The 16,895-nt window shown below is 41.5% G+C and carries 15 protein-coding genes and 1 pseudogene; 6 read left to right on the top strand and 10 right to left on the bottom strand.

The genetic code is table 11. The features are described 5' to 3' along the window. Nucleotides 1-354 precede the first annotated feature (354 nt). Together F7734_RS16715 and F7734_RS16710 are read right to left on the bottom strand one after the other, a co-directional pair. Nucleotides 355-573 carry a type II toxin-antitoxin system HicA family toxin gene (locus tag F7734_RS16715; protein WP_155745753.1) on the bottom strand — a complete coding sequence of 73 codons (219 nt, stop codon included), beginning with the start codon at nucleotides 571-573 and terminating at the stop codon, nucleotides 355-357. After that, nucleotides 573-821, bottom strand: coding sequence for a type II toxin-antitoxin system HicB family antitoxin (locus tag F7734_RS16710; protein WP_155745752.1), 249 nt, complete (start codon nucleotides 819-821; stop codon nucleotides 573-575). The genes F7734_RS16715 and F7734_RS16710 overlap by 1 nt, the downstream gene beginning before the upstream one ends. A gap of 472 nt (nucleotides 822-1,293) precedes the next feature. Between F7734_RS16710 and F7734_RS16705 the strand changes: the two genes are divergently transcribed. Both F7734_RS16705 and F7734_RS16700 read left to right on the top strand, forming a co-directional pair. Beyond that, nucleotides 1,294-1,539: a hypothetical protein gene (locus F7734_RS16705; protein ID WP_207714119.1), complete on the top strand. Its 246-nt coding sequence runs from the start codon at nucleotides 1,294-1,296 to the stop codon at nucleotides 1,537-1,539. After that, the gene (locus tag F7734_RS16700) at nucleotides 1,532-1,720 is read left to right on the top strand and encodes a plasmid stabilization system protein (RefSeq protein ID WP_207714118.1); all 189 of its coding nucleotides are present in this window, start codon (nucleotides 1,532-1,534) and stop codon (nucleotides 1,718-1,720) included. Before F7734_RS16705 ends, F7734_RS16700 begins: the two co-directional genes overlap by 8 nt. A 38-nt stretch (nucleotides 1,721-1,758) precedes the next feature. On the opposite strand, the gene F7734_RS16695 is transcribed toward F7734_RS16700, so the two are convergent. The 3 genes and pseudogenes from F7734_RS16695 to F7734_RS63520 form a co-directional block, all read right to left on the bottom strand. Beyond that, nucleotides 1,759-1,950 carry a hypothetical protein gene (locus F7734_RS16695; protein WP_155745751.1) on the bottom strand — a complete coding sequence of 64 codons (192 nt, stop codon included), beginning with the start codon at nucleotides 1,948-1,950 and terminating at the stop codon, nucleotides 1,759-1,761. A 321-nt stretch (nucleotides 1,951-2,271) separates the two neighbouring features. Continuing rightward, nucleotides 2,272-2,685: a GUN4 domain-containing protein gene (locus tag F7734_RS16690; protein ID WP_347566220.1), complete on the bottom strand. Its 414-nt coding sequence runs from the start codon at nucleotides 2,683-2,685 to the stop codon at nucleotides 2,272-2,274. Between the two features lie 458 nt (nucleotides 2,686-3,143). After that, nucleotides 3,144-3,278 (bottom strand): annotated as a pseudogene (locus F7734_RS63520) (cell division protein FtsZ); the annotation flags it as partial. Nucleotides 3,279-4,339: 1,061 nt separating this feature from the next. On the opposite strand from F7734_RS63520, the gene F7734_RS16680 reads away from it, so the two are divergent. Further along, nucleotides 4,340-4,627, top strand: a complete 288-nt coding sequence (locus F7734_RS16680; protein ID WP_155745749.1) for a DUF4351 domain-containing protein — start codon at nucleotides 4,340-4,342, stop codon at nucleotides 4,625-4,627. A 400-nt stretch (nucleotides 4,628-5,027) separates the two neighbouring features. Here F7734_RS16680 and F7734_RS16675 read toward each other — a convergent pair whose 3' ends face one another. The 5 genes from F7734_RS16675 to F7734_RS16655 all read right to left on the bottom strand — a co-directional run bounded on the left by F7734_RS16675 (nucleotide 5,028) and on the right by F7734_RS16655 (nucleotide 13,978). Continuing rightward, nucleotides 5,028-7,205, bottom strand: coding sequence for a hypothetical protein (locus F7734_RS16675; RefSeq protein ID WP_155745748.1), 2,178 nt, complete (start codon nucleotides 7,203-7,205; stop codon nucleotides 5,028-5,030). A 573-nt stretch (nucleotides 7,206-7,778) separates the two neighbouring features. Further along, nucleotides 7,779-9,935 (bottom strand): tyrosine-protein kinase domain-containing protein, encoded by a 2,157-nt coding sequence (locus tag F7734_RS16670; protein WP_155745747.1) that lies wholly within the window; start codon nucleotides 9,933-9,935, stop codon nucleotides 7,779-7,781. Nucleotides 9,936-10,042: 107 nt separating this feature from the next. After that, complete coding sequence (locus F7734_RS16665; protein WP_155745746.1) at nucleotides 10,043-11,419, bottom strand: polysaccharide biosynthesis/export family protein; 1,377 nt, start codon at nucleotides 11,417-11,419, stop codon at nucleotides 10,043-10,045. A 106-nt stretch (nucleotides 11,420-11,525) separates the two neighbouring features. Further along, the gene (locus F7734_RS16660) at nucleotides 11,526-12,269 is read right to left on the bottom strand and encodes a cyanoexosortase B system-associated protein (RefSeq protein ID WP_155745745.1); all 744 of its coding nucleotides are present in this window, start codon (nucleotides 12,267-12,269) and stop codon (nucleotides 11,526-11,528) included. Between the two features lie 29 nt (nucleotides 12,270-12,298). Next, nucleotides 12,299-13,978 carry a DEAD/DEAH box helicase gene (locus F7734_RS16655; RefSeq protein WP_243146925.1) on the bottom strand — a complete coding sequence of 560 codons (1,680 nt, stop codon included), beginning with the start codon at nucleotides 13,976-13,978 and terminating at the stop codon, nucleotides 12,299-12,301. Between the two features lie 292 nt (nucleotides 13,979-14,270). Between F7734_RS16655 and F7734_RS16650 the strand changes: the two genes are divergently transcribed. The 3 genes from F7734_RS16650 (at nucleotide 14,271) to F7734_RS16640 (ending at nucleotide 16,774) form a co-directional block, all read left to right on the top strand. After that, nucleotides 14,271-14,468, top strand: coding sequence for a hypothetical protein (locus F7734_RS16650; protein WP_155745744.1), 198 nt, complete (start codon nucleotides 14,271-14,273; stop codon nucleotides 14,466-14,468). A 513-nt stretch (nucleotides 14,469-14,981) separates the two neighbouring features. Next, entirely contained in the window at nucleotides 14,982-16,166 is a 1,185-nt protein-coding gene (locus F7734_RS16645) for an RpoD/SigA family RNA polymerase sigma factor (RefSeq protein WP_155745743.1), read from the top strand. A gap of 131 nt (nucleotides 16,167-16,297) precedes the next feature. Continuing rightward, nucleotides 16,298-16,774 carry a GNAT family N-acetyltransferase gene (locus F7734_RS16640; protein WP_155745792.1) on the top strand — a complete coding sequence of 159 codons (477 nt, stop codon included), beginning with the start codon at nucleotides 16,298-16,300 and terminating at the stop codon, nucleotides 16,772-16,774. Nucleotides 16,775-16,895: the final 121 nt, after the last annotated feature.

Below are 16,895 nucleotides of genomic sequence, written 5' to 3'. Positions count from 1 at the left end.
TGAGCTATTTGCAAGTAGCAACTTTTATGTCCTTAAACTTAACTCTTCCACTGTGACTTGGTCAAATGATGGGTCGATAGAAAACGGTTATTTCCTTGTGTGACCAATACTTCACAGGACAACTTGCATAGTGCTTGGGGAGAAAGTTGAGGGCGATCGTTGCCTGATAAGGGGCGCAACACCAACGTCAAATGTGCCGTTCGGATGCCAGTTCTAAAGCGATTTTTTAGGGGATATGAACAAACGGTCACACATCCACAAAAAAGCTGACTCGTCTGCTTCAAACCCAGTACTCAGTCAGTTCCAGTCGCGCCCCTTTATTAACAAATCATACCTTTACATAGTCGATTTGGCTCATAGCTGCTCCCACTCCAAGCGACTGATTCCCGCTTGTTCCAGCACTGTACCCAGCAATCCTTTACTAATATCTCCTTGATGTGGGTTGGGAATACGTACCCGCAACGCTCCTTTAGACATGAACTGGTGTTTCTTGCCAGAGAACGGGCCATCAAAATCTAGTTCTCGTAAATACGCAATCAAGTCGCGGCGCTTGATGGGGCCAAACGGGGGCATTAGGCGGCCTCGTCCTTCTTGAAAGAAAGGTCAATCCCGTCTATGACTGGCAGTGGATGACCCATTTGTAACCCCAAAATTATCCATTCCTCTAGCACTTCAAGTAGTTCATCCCGACAAGCTTCTAAGGTATCGGAAGAAGCCCATACACCTTGGCACTCCGGGATTTTCCCAATATAAGTGCTATCTTCCTTAAGGATTTCGTACTTGGCTCGGTGCATGGCAGCTTTGATGTATTCGCTAAGCATTACACTGCCTCCTTTTCTTTCCCGTCACTCATAGCGCTACATCTGTAGTTTAACACTACACCTAGCTTAGTTCTTCCATGCACAAGCGTCAAGCTACATTAATAAACTTGCCAAGCCAGGGTAAGCTTCCATGCGTTGCAACAGATTGGAAGGAAAGTAAAAAGAATTTGTTCTATGGAACGCAAGGGAAGGGTGAAAACACCTCTCGGAAAGATGGGGTTTCAGGTGTTCGGTTAACACAATTGCCAATAACTGCGTATTTCAGTGTGGCATAGCTCTACCTACGCTGAATTCAATGCGTCCGACCCGTGACTAAGGCTGCCACGCTATCATTAACAACAACAGGTTTCGTGAGGAATTATTTTTCAAGCCATTTAGGTTCTAAAATAGTGGAAGCTTTAGAAGAAACCTCCACTAGCTACCTAAATACTTAAGAAATCCATTTTTGTTATCGACACAACTAATTAAGAGGATGAAGCAATTGAGTAACCTAGATAGAGTTTTAGATGCGGCAATGGAGCTTCCTTTAGAGCAGCAAGAAATGTTGGTAGAAATTCTCACTAACCGAATTATTGAAAGTCGGCGAGATGAAATTGCCTCAGACGCAGCAGCTTCTATTGCTGAATTCCGCGCAGGTAGGTTCAAAGTTCAAACAGCTGCCGAAACAATTCAAGAGTTACGAGAATATCTCAATAACCCAAACGAAACAGATGTATAGATTAGTTACTAGTAGCAAATTTAAAAGAGCTTTCCGAAAATTTGCTCGTCGTAATGGTGACTTGCAAGCCAGAATAGAAGAAACTATTGCTGCTATGGAAAATGATATATTTGCAGCTAACTTAGGCTCTCACAAGCTAGAGGGAAAGCTATCAGGGTTACTTTCATGCTCTTGTGGATAATAAAGTTTAAAAATCTTAGTCTGAAGCTTGGACGTATCCTATTTCGTCAAGTAATATGCGCCTAAGTTCGTCATTTTTTCTCCAATAACTTCATAAGCAGTTTTCACCGCTTCAGATACTTTCTGCTCGACAAGTGGCAAAGTAGAAAAGGAAATTGTACGCCATTTTTCCCGATATAAAGGAATACAAGCCTCTTGTTGTGGCGTTAGTTTATTAAGATTTAAACTCATGGCATCTTGAACAAATTTTTAATAGACGTATCCGAAAAACACTCTTATAATGAAGATGTAAATCAAGCAAAAATACCGCACTTAGAGACGGATTACCGAAAGGCATGAAACTTACTTTGTGCGGTATTTTTGCTATACAATTACTAAAATCATCTTTATTTTGAAATAAATTCAAATTTAGAGAGAATAGAGCAAACATTTTGCTCATCAAAACCTCTACATTGATTTAACGATGGAAAAACAGCAGGAAGATGACCTAATGGAGCATCTAAACTGAAGTTTAGTTTATGGTATGATATCCAGAGATAATCTTTACGTCTTTTAAAACCCCATCCCACACGAGTACCGTTTAGATTGAGTTAAGCATGGGAAAACAGCAGGAAGATGACCTTCTGGTGCATTTAAAGTAAAATTTATTTCTTCCTTTGATATCCATTGAAAGTTATCCCACTCATCATAATATCCCCATTTCAAGCAATCGCCAAATTCATGCCAATCTTCTTGCACGTTTTGCCAAATATATCTTTGAATATTAAAGCCAAAACGATCGAGGCTATAGCTACGCCAAAGTCTATCGATAGTTTCTAGGTCTTGCCTGGGAAATCGTTCAATATCTTCTTCTTGAAAAAAGCCTTCTTGACTTCGACCAGCTACCTTGAGCATAACTATCCTAGTTTCTTCGTTAGCTTCTCTCCATTTCCCATCTGCTAAAAAATTTTTGAGTTTCTTATATATTCCTAGAGCGCCGGTCGAGTAATAACGATTGACAAAAGCATAATTATGTGTGTCGAGGGAAAACCACGATTTTTGGTGAAATATTTGGGTCTGATTTTTAGCGATTCTCCTTTGGAGACGCTACGCGAACGCATAAAGACGGAATACTAAAATTCCAGATTTTAACACTCTGCATATCTTGCGTTTTATGTCAACTACTTCTACTCGACCGGCGCTCTAGCGTTTCTTCCTCTTCTTGTTCACATTTATACATGGAGCATAAAAAACTTGCCACACCCCCACCTCGACTTGCTACTTTCACTGGCAAATGTCCTAACGGTGCATTGAGAGAAAAGTTCAGGGAAGAAGATACTAAACAGCCATTGATGACACGCCACCCTACTACTTCATAAAAACGTGCGGAAATTTTCTTAGTATCAAATTCACCTAATTTACTGTACTCTTCTTGCCAAATCTGCTTTTGAGCTAGGAATAATAATTAGCGTATCCACTCGGCTTTTGAGTTGTTCTATCTGACTATCGAAAAATGAACGATTTACCACACCAATAGTCAGAACGCCCATTTCTTTGGCTACTTCTGCCTTGATTAATGACTTCTGCTTCAACTAAAAACTCTAGATTTTTCTTGTGTTCGTAAATCAGTTCATTTTCAATGACTTGTAATCTTTCTAATTCTTGCTGAGTTAAAGATTCGTAATAGGTTTTCACAGTTTGTTTATGGTTATCGAGGATTTTGAAAAACTCGTAAACCATACCCGCAGTACCAACAACAGCTAAGGCTGGTGCTGCTACAGTAAAAGCGATCGCTATTGGTGGACAAGCTGCTGCTAATGCTGTCGTGGCAAATGCTGTTGCACCACCGACTGCACCACCCATAACAGTATCTTTTAATGTTGCTGTAGTCGCTTCCTGTGCGGAAATTTCACCCCGAACAACACGCAGTGCATTCGTTAAGAGCGAAAAAGGCGCTGCTGTCACTACACCGACAGCAGCTCCCAAAGGCGCAGCCTGAAGACCTGCTTTAACAGCACCTGTTAAATTGTCAAAATGCCATTTGGCATTCAGTCTCATTTGCTCCTCCCAAGTCATAGGTTGATCGCCACGAGCGATGTTGTCTTTGGCATTTTCCCATTTGATATTGTTGGGATGATTAGAGCCACCCTTGCTATGGGCTTTGATGTGACTAGCGTGCTTATCAGATAAATAGTTTTTAGCGTTACTAGCTGTAGATTTGCTGTCTATGGCTGCACGTTGAGATGGAGGGATTTTCTCTAACATTTCTTGGGCTTGTATCTTGGTTCTTGAAGGTTCACCAGGTCGAATACCAGCTTTATGTAATCTACGCGCCGTATTTAAGGATAAATCCTGTAATTTGGCGTGTTGAATGTTGGTCATAGCAGTGGCGTTAAAAGCGGAATTACGCTCTTGAGTGTCAGACATGGGTACTTGCGGCTAGTTTATGAGTAAACCTATAGACACACAGCTCGTTAACTTGTGCATCTCATATAAGATCGTGGTCTAATTACAGTAACTATGTCTTCCGAATCAACACTGTTATCTTTAATAAGTTTTATTTAAGTTCCAGGGAACCTGTTAGAAGATTGTGCTTGCTTTCCCCTCTGAAGTTCTTAGAGTACGTTCACAACTCAAAAACTTGAAATATGTACTTTTAGCAGCTGCCATTGGTAAGCACTCGGGCGATCGCAAACAACCCGAAGTCTTCCATATTACTAGTTTTCAAGGACGTGGTATTGAAAAAGGGAATCACTTCATAGCACTTTCGTCGAGCGTACCCTTACTTAATCGTTATTTCGCTACTATTGAAGACAAGCTAGTTAAACGCCTCCGGTCTTTGTCAGTTAAGGAATTAGAAGCAGTGGGTCAGAAGTGGTTAGATTTTACTTTGGTTAGGAATTTGCTCGCTTGGTTGGCTCAACAGTAATTTTTATCTCGCTCAATAGCAATGCTTGATAAATAAGCCGCACGCCTGTAAAACCTAAACCTAGGATAGCTGGTGTATTATCCAGCCAATTACTATATATCATATACATTTTTATTATTTAATTGTGGTGCCAAGAGGTTTTCTCTCCTAATTCAAGCATTATTACTACGGAGACTGCCAGAAGGTATGATAGTGTTGTAGTAAATAGCCGTATCCGTCTAAGGATTTTCATTGAACTTAGCTTCCGTCAAGTTAGCTTAAGTTAAGTGAGAGCAAATAATCTTAATACTGCTGAAATAAATTTGCTAAAAACAGTAAAACTATATAACGAGATGTAAATTCTTGTTAATTCAGTTTGTAGTTGCGATGCATGCGAAGACAGCGCAACTACAAACCAATTTTAATTTGTGACTGGTGAGGGTTGTACGAAGTCGAGTACGTCGCGTGATGTCAAAAGCCGATCGCTTTCTTGTGGAGTTTCTTGTCGGTTTTGTTCTCTCTCTTGTTGTAAAAAGATTCTCCACTCGTTTTCTATGTTTTTCTTACGAAGGATGGTGTCAACAAACTCTTCTACAGTTGCGTAAGCTGCTTGATTTGGTTCGCTTAGCAACTGTTTCAAGGTATTTTCACACTTGCTGAGGGTTTCAGCATAAGCAATCTTGAGATTTAAGAGGACTTGTTCGGCTGAAGTGGATCTTGTGAGCTTGAGTGTTGCAGTTTCATTCGGAGTCAGCCCATCAAGGGACTGACGAAGGCGATGCTGTATGAATCCCCGGTAAGAAAGCTGATATTCAGCGAGTGTTTTGAATCCGTATTTTAGCTGGCTTGGTCTCCCTGGAATCAGTTCATCTGGTATTTGAGTCGCAAGTGCATGAATAAATTCAGTTCCTCGTTCTTGTGTCAGGCTTCCTAAATGTCCCTTCTCAATCAATACCTTTGCTACTTGTGATTTGACTTTGTTGAGCGATCGCTTTAACCCTTCATCTAATAACAAAAAATGCTGTAGTAACCGGGCGCGAATTTCATGTAAATACTTTTCATAGACCACATGGTAGCTTTTTTCCAGAGTATACTGATTTTCTATTTCTTGAACTGAAGGAATTCCTGTATCGTTTCGACACGCTTGTAAAGCAGTTTCAATTTGCTTTTTGAATTCCAAATCAACGGATTCTCGGTTTTTTCGCAGTTCTTGAAGTAGCTTCTCAAGACCATTTGTCAAATCTCGCATAACTTCCTGGAACTTTCTCTCAACTAATGCAAATTCCCGAGCGTCTTGAGTTGTTAAATCTAGAGCTTTCACCACTTTATCTAACTCAGCATTAACTTTGCTTTGCACTATAGCTAATTTTTGCTGGCTCAACAAGATGTCTTTGTAACCTAAATCAAGATTTTTTTCTTCTATATGATTTAGGGAATGTTCTAAAAGTTTGTGGCTTTCTTGCCTGTTTGCACAGTTAGCTATTATATATTCAGCTACATTTATGCTTTTATTGGTAATATCTAATACTAAATCTTGACAAATTTTTGAGTTATCTCGATAGGGTGAATGAGCTTCTGTACGATTCAGTACTAGAAAACACCATACATGAGATGGCACCTCAGCTATTGCAGTACATACTTTTTCATATAAACTAATATCTACCTCTTGCCAGGTGTCTCCCATTGACTTTGGCATTCGTACAAACAAAATGGCATCAACTTCTTGTGCTAATTTTTTAATTAGAGAATGCTCGTTGCAAATACCCGTATTGCCAAGACCGGGCATATCCACAAAGACAATTTGCCTAACATCAGTATTGGGAAATTTACAAACAATTGTTGCTTCTCTAACAGCTAAGTAGTTAAAAAAGTTGTGCTCTCCGTAAGCAGTTTCTTGTGCGATATATTCTGGAATTTCATTTTTAGAAATGCGACGGGGAGAAGGTTGTCCTATGAGATGTCGGTACTTTTCTAAATTGATATGATACCTGACCAAGCGTAAATACATGGTTTCCTGGTTTGCTTCTGAGGAAAAAACATTTGGTAACAGGGGTAGGGTTTTAGCTGCAAATTCATCTATTGTCTTGGGCTTTACCCCTAAAGATAACTTTTCATAGTAGGGATAAATGACTTCCATAAGAAACGAATGTTCGGAGTGAAAACACACTTCTGCATAAGTTTCCTCAACGGAATTATTATGGATACTACAATAAACTCCCGTACAATGCTGTCTGTGTCCATCTGGAATTTCAGCACTCGTTAATCCAGTTAAACTTTGTAATAATCGGCTTTTTCCTTGTTTTGGTCGTCCAACAACCCCTATTTTTATTGTTTCTTGACAATAATGTTCTTTAATTTTATGCAGGTTTTCTAATTCATTCCTAATACTTTGCTGTAGTTCTGCTAAGTTGATTTCTGGCCAAGTTTTAACTGTATTGGAAACATTAGGAGATGTTAACAACTGCTGGCGATTTTCTTCAAGTCTTTGTATCTCCGATTCCAACGATTTAAAATCTGTCTCTATACTTTTGATTTTTGCAGCCAGGAAACGGCGTTTCTCAAAAATATTGGTTATGCCCCCAGTCTTAATTGTGTTCATTTGTCATTTGTCATTTGTCATTTGTTAATATTTGTCGGGATTTTTGCTCAAATTTAACGTAGGTTGGGTTGAGGAACGAAACCCAACATTTATCAGCATTTGTTGGGTAACACTTATGCGTTCTACCCAACCTACAATTTCCGAGAGCCCTTGCAGTATTGCCTCGCCTACTTATATAGGTGAGTGTTTCTTTGTTAAGTAAATGCAGCCCCTAAATTTCTCTTTTAAAAAAGATTAATCTTGAATGATTTTTATCTCTTACCCACAAATTCATACTTGGGATATACTTCATCTTTTATACTTTATCCTTTATTCTTTCCACACCAACCGTATTCTTATATAACCTTTTTAACTTAAGATTTAGAGAAAAATCATTGGTCAGCAATAATTAATATTATTGTTAACTATTTTTCCTTTTTTACTGATTGATTATATCACGCAATCTACAAGATTCCGTTTCCAACCAGAGGCTGGAAATGCCTTACTGTGGGCTGTCGCTTCCTGTATTCAGCTAGCCGCATGAGGCGGAGCCTCGCACTCTGCATTCCCACCCTCAGGCTGGGAACGAGGGTATTATCTTCTGGCTCCGACTGAAAGTTCTTCTTCTGGGGGGGTGTTGGGTGGTTGTAGAGGTGGCGGTGGTAGGGTAACAACAACATCAGCACCATTGACAATTGTTCCCAACAGTGGTAGCTCTGATTCTGTTAATTGGTCAATAGCTTCAGTGAGCATATTTTCTTGGGTATAGTTGGGTCGTGCTACAAGTACTATGGCATCACTGTAAGGTTGAATTAACAGAGCATCGTTCGATAAGCTTAGAGAATGAGTATCTAATATGACAAAATCGAAGCGTTCGCGGACATCTTCCATCAGTCGTCTGAATTCACTCGATTCCAGAACAGCCGCTGATTGACGCACGGGTCCCGGACTAGGCAAAATGTATAAATTTTCTACATCAGGTACTAGGCGGATACATTCACTTAAACTAGCGTAATAGCGTAATGGATCGACAATGGCGTCGGGGTCAGGGCTGACTCTCAAGGATGACGCACGAGAGGGCGATCGCAAATCGGTTTCGATAATCAAGGTGCGTTTTCCAGCCAGGGCGGAGGCGACTCCAAGGTTATAAGCGCTCACAGTCTTACCTTCACTGCTGCTAGTGCTCGCGATTAATACGACCTTTAAGTTCCTACCACCAATCCGGCGCAGGTTGCTGCGGAACTTCTCATAAAATTCCAGGTAGGGGGACTCTGGAGATAAGATGACTGGCAATGCTCCAGGGGGTAAATCATCAACTGGCATCAAAGGCAACTCGCCCAAGAGAGGCACTTCGCGTTGTTTGAGGGTATCGCGGATATCTTCCTTGGTTTTGAATGTTCCTTCGAGTGCTCCTAACAAAAATATCACTCCACCACCAACGACCAGTCCTAGTAAACTACCTACACCTAAAGTGATGGCTGCATTCTTGGGTGGCGTCACAACAGGAAGCGCTACGGCTTGTCTGGCAACACCCAGGCTACTCACTGTTTCCGCTTCTGCTGTTTTGGCGTCGGTCAACTTCACCTGCATTTGGTCGTACACGGCTTTTTTCAGTGCGACTTCCTGTTCCAGACGCGATCGCTCTAATTGTTTGTTTGGTATCAATGCATACTCTCGCCGCAATCGGGTTTCATCCTGTCCTAAGTCTGTTAATTGCTGTCGCAGCGTTTCCTGTTGGGTTTGCAAAGCCACCATTTGATTTGCCAGGTTTTGTCTTGCGGGGTCTAAGTTGCTTCGCGAACGAATGGATACTGTTCCTTGTAAAGGTGCTGCGCCATCTGCTCCCCCTATCACCTCTCCACCACGTTGGCGTAATAGAGTCTCGTAAGCTTCTTTCTGACGCTGCAACTGAATCATTGTTGGGTGATCGGGTCGGAGATCTTTCCGGAAAACTTCTATTTGAGATTCCGTTTGATAGATTTGCGTTCGCAAGTTGGCGATAATTGGGTCTGCACTCAAAGCAGAAGAAACGTAAGCTTGGTTGACATTTAATCCTAATTTTTCTTGAATGCTCCGAATTTGAGCATCAATTCCAGAAAGGGTGAGTTGAATTTGTCTCTGTTGAATTTGACTGCTAGTAATCGCGTTAAGCAAACTCCCATTTTCTGCAGCCAATATTGCCGGTCTTTCTCTGCGATCGTAAAGTTCTAGTTTCCGCTCGGCGACTTGTAAATCTCTTTTTGCAGATGGTACACGTTCGTTGACTTTTGCAATAATTGAGTTTAATCGCCTTGTGTTGATGTCAGCGCTTAAACGGATCATTGCCTCCATCAATTCTTCTAAGGTTTCCTTTGCTCGCGTGCGATCGCTATCCCTATACCTTAGTTCAATTGTTGTTGGTTGTGGATCGGCTGCTTCCTTTACTTTTGGAGGCAGTCTAAGGCTAATGCCTGCCGCAATTTTCTTAGGGCTGATGTTTAATTTTGTTGCTACAGATTCAACGAGTTGATCTGATAGCAAAATTTCCTCACTGAGTTCTTGCCCTTGCAGGTTAATTTCAGAACCAGTTGCCGAAAAAGAAACTGGTGGGCGAGCGTAGGTTAACGCACCATTTGCTATAAAGGTAGGTGCTGGTTCTGGTTGCAAAGCTACCACCGTTGAACCCGCTACAACCAAACCAAAACTAGCAAGACCAATCCACTTATATTTATCAAAGGCGATGAGGTAGCGTTTAACAATCGGTGGAGTCATAGCAACATTTAATAAAAACAGGTCGAACTAAAAATTTCAGGTGAGAGGTTTGGTCACTGGTCACTGGTGACTGTTAGCCCCACACCTTACTATGTTATGCCAAACACTTAATCACGACCAAAGTCGTTGAAGAAGTCGAGGAAAGCATTTATACTGATGAAAGGACGAGTAATAATACTTATAGCGTTCGTGATTCTACCTATTAAGTTCCGACCTATTACGATCACGTCATTATCTTGAAGTGGAACATTTTGAGATGCATCGCCTGAAAGTGCTTTTCTGGCATTGAGGGTTTGAGCAATGGCTCTACCGCGTTCCGGATCGAAACGAAACAATTTAACCCCCCTAAGGTTAGCAGTGTCAAGATTAACCCCTGCTAAAGCGTCTAGAAAATTACTACCATTAGGGAGCGGTATGGTGACAACCCCTCCAGAGGCATAATTTAATACCCTGACTCTAATTTGCGGTACAGCTAAAGTCGAGCGAGATACCAGGTTGCGATCGTAACCATCATCTGTGGCAATTTCCCGACGGGGTATCACAATAGCATCGCCATCTTGCAAGCGTAAATTTGGTACCGAACCCCCATTTTGCAAAGGAGTGTACAGGTCAACATTTTGTGTAGCGACAGAACCATCAACCAAGCGCCTGCGTATTTGTACTTGTCGCAGGTCTGCCGTCATAGAGGAACCACCAGCTACGAGTAAAGCATCCCCAACACGGGGTAGTGCAGCAGAAATGGAATAAATTCCCGGTCGAGTCACTTCTCCACTAATTGTGATTTGAACCGGTCGTTGTGCGGCTAAGGATACTGACACAACTGGATCGACATAGATACGGCTTAAACTCAGACGAATTTTTTCTTGGGCTTCATCCAAAGTTAAACCTTGTAAAGATATTGTTCCTACTTGTGGAACGACAATGTTGCCTTCTGGGTTTATTTGAGCCGCAAAGTTTAACTCCGGACGTTGTACTGTCAGAGCTAATGTCACAATGGGATCGACAACAAAACGATTTAAACCAACACGAATTTTTTCTTGGGCTTGTTCCAAGGTCAAGCCTTTGAGCGAAACTGTTCCCAATAAAGGGACTGCAATATTTCCTTCTGGATTAATGAGAGCTTGAAAGCTCAAATCTGGAAAGCGTTGAACTGAAACAGCAATGCCATCTCCCGGTCCTAAACGGTATTTACCAGAAGGGCGCTGAACTAAAACGTTGACAGCATCCCCCGGTCCTAAGAGGTAGCGGGTAAATTGAGGTGAGATACCATCGCTAAGAGAGGGATCGACCTCAGGACTAGAGGGAGGTATAGGAGGTTCAATTTGTCTTGGTTGTTCTAAGATATTCGTTGGAGGCGTAGTAGATGATCCTGGTGGTAACTCTTGAGTTGGGACATTCTGAGCAGCAACAGGTTGAACAGTTGCTGCGATTAAATAGACGCCAACATGAAGACCTATGAAAGATAGGGCGCTAAATATACGCATAAGATAACCAGGAGCTATAAAAAATTATTGCGTTCGAGTCACGAATTTTTATTTTACTTCTATAAAAGACGAAACACCCTTTCTAAATATAAATATCGTGCAAACCTTATTTTGACTTTTGATTTTTGAGTTTTGAATCATTCAAAGGTCCTGTCATCAGAGCAATCTGGACTGATTGACCGATTGACTTAACCTCATTCCAAGTCTTTTCTACTTGTCCCAAAGGTTCCATCGGAAGGAGAACACAAACTGCTACCCACTGAGCGCGATGCTTGTACCACTGTGCTGATAAATCGGCTAAGAACCAAGTTATCTGTGATGCACTCCCACCGGTAGGCCAAGCATACCATTGCAAAACTGCAAAACTTTGTCTGTTAGCTGTTCCACGGAAAAAATTTGCTTGTACTTTAATTTCGGTATTTGAAGAAGCCGATGCTTGAGATTGTTTAACGGTAAATTCAGCAGCACGATTTTGAGCAGTTTGCCACTGCCACAGACTATCAATTTCTGACCATTCTACTTGAGGTTGATCTCTAGGTCCGTTTTGTGGTAGCAATAACACAATTGCCTTAGTCTGCTGACCTTCTTTTTGAATGAGTTGGTAAGACCACTTGTGTGCGCTAATTTCTTGCTCCCGTTGTTCTACAGTTTTCCAGCCTGGGATAGATATTCCCTTTTGGCGTATCTGTCTCAATTCTTTGAGAGTCACGATTCTTGCTGGCTCGCGCCACTCCCAGCGTCCTTTGAGATAACCTGGAATAGCTCCTAGAGCCAACAGTACTAGCAGCAGTAAGAGTACCGCTACCTGAGAAAACTGTTTTTCCTTAATAAACTTGAAAAAGGAAGTCATCGGTAAAATTCACAGCCTTTGGTAAGATTTTACTTCTTGGATTGGGCATTGGGCAAAAGGGCATTGGGCAAAAGGGCATTGAGCATAGTTATTAGTCTTTCTCCCTTGTCCCCCTTGTCCCCCTTGTCCCTAACCTCTACCCAAGTCTCCAAAGAAGGTGTAGCGGAACCAAGAATGAGGGGGCAATTTTCTAATTCTGCTCTCCACTCAGCGACGGTGCGGGCGTGGTAGGTTGGGGCGGGAGTATCCTGCTTGAAACTGCTGTCGTGTTCTTCATCTAAGATAATGATACCTAAGTTTGGCAATGGAGCGAATACAGCGCTTCTCGTACCTATGACGATTTGGGGTTCCCCTGCTAGCATCAGCCGCCAGGTGTCGAATCTTTCTCCTGGAGAAAGGGCGCTATGGTAAACCAGTACGGGTGAGGTTCCGTTGAATCCTACACTAAAACGAGCGCGAAAACGGTCTGTTAACTGCGGTGTGAGTCCGATTTCAGGGACTAGAACAAGGGCTGATTTCCCTTGCGCTAACACTGGAGCGATCGCCTGCAAGTAAATCTCTGTTTTTCCGGAACCTGTGACTCCGTGTAAGAGTACTTTAGCATATCCGTCCAAACGAGCGATCTCATCTAACGCTTTTGCCTGATCGGATGTTAATATCTTACTTTGTTCTTTTTCTAGCATCTCCCCTGGAGTAGAGGAACTTTCTGTTCGCAATACCTCCCTTTCTTGGATGACAACGTAACCTTTTTGTTCTAAATTTTTAAGAGTTGTAGAGCTTGTGTTACTAATCCGCAACAATTCATTTTTCCATAACTCGCCCCCTCGTCTTCTCAGGACTTCCAGCACTTCTCGTTGGCGAGAGGTTAGATCCCGGTCAAACACATTTCCCACTAGGGTCACTGCTTTTTCGTATTTGGGTTTAGCTAACTGTGGAGGTTCTAAATAACTTTCTACAAAACCGCGACGCAACAATTCTTGGACAGCTTTGTGGGCGCTTGGGACTTGACGCTGAAGATATACAAAGCTATAGTCTCCATCTATTTGTTCTTGAAGAAGTTGTAATATTTGATTTGCAGTTTTATTACTGATTTTACCCACTGACTGTTGAAAGATTAATAATGTCAGTAAGACCTTATTCTCAATAACATGAAGTAAATAAAAATGTATCGGGAAAGAATGAGACTTTCGTACATTGGTAAAACTCAAAATGGGAAGGGAAATATCTATCGGGGATTTCTCTAGTACAGAGTTTGTTTTGGTAGAAACCGCTGCCCCAGCTACAGTTAAGCGAATGCGCCGCTGCGATCGCCCTAACAAGCCCGGAGGTAGAGTCATGCGAATCACTTCAATCAAGCGCGTACAATAGTACGATGCAACTCTATTCACCAGTTCTGTATACGCCAATGGAAAAAAGCCCGAACTGACTACTTCTTCCACATCCCGAATTTTTTCTAGTGGTATATCTGCTGGTAGTTGTGTTAGAAAACGAATGGCAACTCCCCCTATCAATTGAGACCCGAATGGCACACTTAAAATATCCCCAGGTTTTATTGCCAATTGTTCTGGCGCTCTATAAACGTAAAGCTCGGAACCGGACGGATTATCTACCAACACCTCCATCCAGCGATTCCTATTGACTTCTGTGTTATAAGATTTGCTTGGTTCAGCAACCGTCATAGGGAGCAAACTGACACCATTCATATACATAATCGTTACCTGGGAGGAGTCTAAATAATATTCGTCCATCTGTTTGTTTATCTTAACCTTGCCAACTGAAGCTAACTGTTTGCAACCCTTTCATCAAAAATGTAATTAGCAATACTGTCCTAAGACATAATACTTGATAAGTTTCCTCTTATGTAATCCGGGAGATAAATTCATCTCAACTTTAGATAGCGGTAAATCAACGGATGCCAGTTCGGATTCAAATAGGCAATCTCCACTTTTTTCGCTTTATTTTCTCCGGATACGTAAATGGAAAAGAAGCCTTTTCCGCCCAATGATAGATATTCAAGCCTTGAAGTCTGTGAGATCCTTTATCAGAGAAGTCATTGCTAAAGTTTTTACCCATCAATTTGGTGCCACCAAGGGAAAGCTAACAGCAATGCACAGCCCCGCAGCAAGAAGCTTACATATCTTATGGTGGCTACCAAAGCAGAAAAAGTCAACTTTTTTAGAAAATCATATGAATATTTAAGGATCGCCGGGTAAAAAGATAACTTATGTAAAAATAAAAAAAAATTAATTGAGAGGGGGTTTGAAATAGCTTCTTTGTAAGAAAAAATGAGAAAGATATATGTCAGTGGTCTGACAGAATATCTGTAAAGCGCAATAGCGAAATAAGTTTAGGAAAGTATCTATTTGTAACCAAAAGATGAAGACAACTCTATGGTTTAAGTGTTAAAGATGAAGTATGAAATAAGCGTTGTCAATTAAAAAAACAGTTGTATGCTAGTGTTCCCTATATCTTCTTCATACTTCAACCTCATTCCCTACCTGTGACACCCCTGCTAGAGTTGTTAGCTGAAACACTTTAACCAAAGAGGGAAGTTTTGGTAATGACGAGTAGATCCTCAACTTTAACCAAGGATATAGATACTGTTAAGGCTTTACATTTTGCACTTAAAACATACCCCTAAGTGCGTATCTCCGTGGAAAAAGAAAACAAGCATTTCTACACATCTGTCACTATCACGTTAATTATGTACCTATGTACCAAACAGAGCAACAATCCCTAATGGAAACCATGAGTATTGCTGACTTAGGCACTATTGAATTGGAAACGACTGCTGATAATGAAGAATTAGCTTTCAATTTAGACGCAGTAGTAGACGCCGCAATAGATGCAGCAATAGAAGAATCTGGAATCGCAGACAATTTAGAAACCGAAGATCGAGACGGAGACGGCATGGCAGCAGCACGTCCTTCGGGGTATAACAAAACCGAATATGATGACGCTGTAGGGGCATTTTTTAAAGAAATGGCGCGTTACCCATTGCTTAAAGCAGATGAAGAGGTAGAATTAGCGCGTCGAGTCAGATTTTTAGAAGAATTTAGAGAATTACAAGCTTCTTTACATAACAAATTGGGGTATCAACCGGGTAAATCACTAGTGGCAGCCCAGTTAGGGATGACAGAAAAACAATTAGAAAATCGCTTATATCAGGGACGGGTCGCGAAACGCAAAATGATTCGCTCAAACCTAAGATTAGTTGTTTCCATTGCCAAACGATACTTAAATCGCGGAGTTCCTTTCCTGGATCTCATTCAAGAAGGTGCAATGGGATTAAATCGTGCGACAGAAAAATTCGATCCCGACAAGGGATATAAGTTCTCCACTTACGCCTACTGGTGGATTAGACAAGCAATTACACGAGCTATTGCCAATGATGCAAGAACAATCCGCTTACCCATTCATATTGTTGAAAAACTTAATAAACTCAAAAAAGCCCAGAGGGAACTCAAACAAAAACTTGGTCGCAATCCAACAGAGTTGGAGATGGCGGAAGCTTTAGAAATTCCTGCGCCACAACTACGCCAGCTTCAACAATTACGACGTCAAGCCCTTTCCCTCAACCACCGTGTTGGTAAAGAAGAAGACACGGAACTCATGGATTTACTGGAAGATGAAGATAACCAATCTCCAGAAGCAAAAATGAACGAAAGCATGATGCGCCAGGAGATATGGGAAGTTTTGGGCGATGTGCTAACTCCAAGAGAAAAAGACGTGATTTCTCTGCGCTATGGGTTAGTCACCAGCGAACCCTGCACTTTGGAAGAGGTAGGCAATATGTTTAACCTCTCCCGTGAAAGAGTTCGACAAATTCAAAGTAAAGCCATGCGGAAGTTGCGCCGTCCTCATATCGCTAAACGTTTGAAAGGGTGGTTGGTATGATGAGTCATTAGTCATTGGTCATTAGTCATTAGTCATTGGTCATTGGATTATCAATCTTTAAAATACAAAGGACAAATGACAAAGGACAAATGACAAATGACGAAGGACAAATCACAAAGGACAAACAACTAATGACTGTTTTACGTTTTGCTGAACCAGCGGATTGTGATGCACTGTTTGAATTAGTTAAGGCGCTAGCAGAATACGAAAAGCTATCTCATGCTGTCACAGGCAATGCTTCCTTATTAAAAGAACACCTATTTGGAACGCCAAAATACGTAGAAGCAATAGTAGCAGAATATGCAGGGCAAACTGTAGGGTTTGCCCTATTCTTTTATAATTATTCAACATTTTTAACAAAGCCAGGAATATATCTAGAAGATTTGTTTGTTCTACCAGAGTTCAGAGGACAGGGTGTTGGGAAATCTCTGCTGACAAAAGTTGCTCAAATAGCTGTAGAAAGAGGTTGTGGACGATTGGAATGGAGCGTTTTGGATTGGAATGAGCCAGCTATTGCATTCTATCGCCGTATGGGAGCAACCGTTTTGGATGATTGGCGAATTTGCCGTGTCACAGGCGAAGAATTGACTCGCTTGGGAAGAGGATAGGGGATAGGGGATAGGGATTAGAGGTTAGGGAAGAGAAATAAAGTAGGGTGGGCAATGCCCTGGTGAATGATGGGTCTGACCCCTCACCTCGTTCCCAGCCTCAGGCTGGGAACGAGAGTAC

It is taken from the genome of Scytonema sp. UIC 10036 (assembly GCF_009725235.1).
The sequence above is the reverse complement of the archived record's forward strand: the minus strand, read 5'-3'. Positions and strand labels throughout refer to the sequence as shown.

What these genes read in the sequence shown, in the direction of transcription:
- F7734_RS16715 (WP_155745753.1), bottom strand. Translation starts at nt 573, where the DNA reads ATGCCCCCGTTTGGCCCCATCAAGCGCCGCGACTTGATTGCGTATTTA.
- F7734_RS16710 (WP_155745752.1), bottom strand. Translation starts at nt 821, where the DNA reads ATGCTTAGCGAATACATCAAAGCTGCCATGCACCGAGCCAAGTACGAA.
- F7734_RS16705 (WP_207714119.1), top strand. Translation starts at nt 1,294, where the DNA reads ATGAAGCAATTGAGTAACCTAGATAGAGTTTTAGATGCGGCAATGGAG.
- F7734_RS16700 (WP_207714118.1), top strand. Translation starts at nt 1,532, where the DNA reads ATGTATAGATTAGTTACTAGTAGCAAATTTAAAAGAGCTTTCCGAAAA.
- F7734_RS16695 (WP_155745751.1), bottom strand. Translation starts at nt 1,950, where the DNA reads ATGAGTTTAAATCTTAATAAACTAACGCCACAACAAGAGGCTTGTATT.
- F7734_RS16675 (WP_155745748.1), bottom strand. Translation starts at nt 7,205, where the DNA reads ATGAACACAATTAAGACTGGGGGCATAACCAATATTTTTGAGAAACGC.
- F7734_RS16670 (WP_155745747.1), bottom strand. Translation starts at nt 9,935, where the DNA reads ATGACTCCACCGATTGTTAAACGCTACCTCATCGCCTTTGATAAATAT.
- F7734_RS16665 (WP_155745746.1), bottom strand. Translation starts at nt 11,419, where the DNA reads ATGCGTATATTTAGCGCCCTATCTTTCATAGGTCTTCATGTTGGCGTC.
- F7734_RS16660 (WP_155745745.1), bottom strand. Translation starts at nt 12,269, where the DNA reads ATGACTTCCTTTTTCAAGTTTATTAAGGAAAAACAGTTTTCTCAGGTA.
- F7734_RS16655 (WP_243146925.1), bottom strand. Translation starts at nt 13,978, where the DNA reads ATGTATATGAATGGTGTCAGTTTGCTCCCTATGACGGTTGCTGAACCA.
- F7734_RS16650 (WP_155745744.1), top strand. Translation starts at nt 14,271, where the DNA reads ATGATAGATATTCAAGCCTTGAAGTCTGTGAGATCCTTTATCAGAGAA.
- F7734_RS16645 (WP_155745743.1), top strand. Translation starts at nt 14,982, where the DNA reads ATGTACCAAACAGAGCAACAATCCCTAATGGAAACCATGAGTATTGCT.
- F7734_RS16640 (WP_155745792.1), top strand. Translation starts at nt 16,298, where the DNA reads ATGACTGTTTTACGTTTTGCTGAACCAGCGGATTGTGATGCACTGTTT.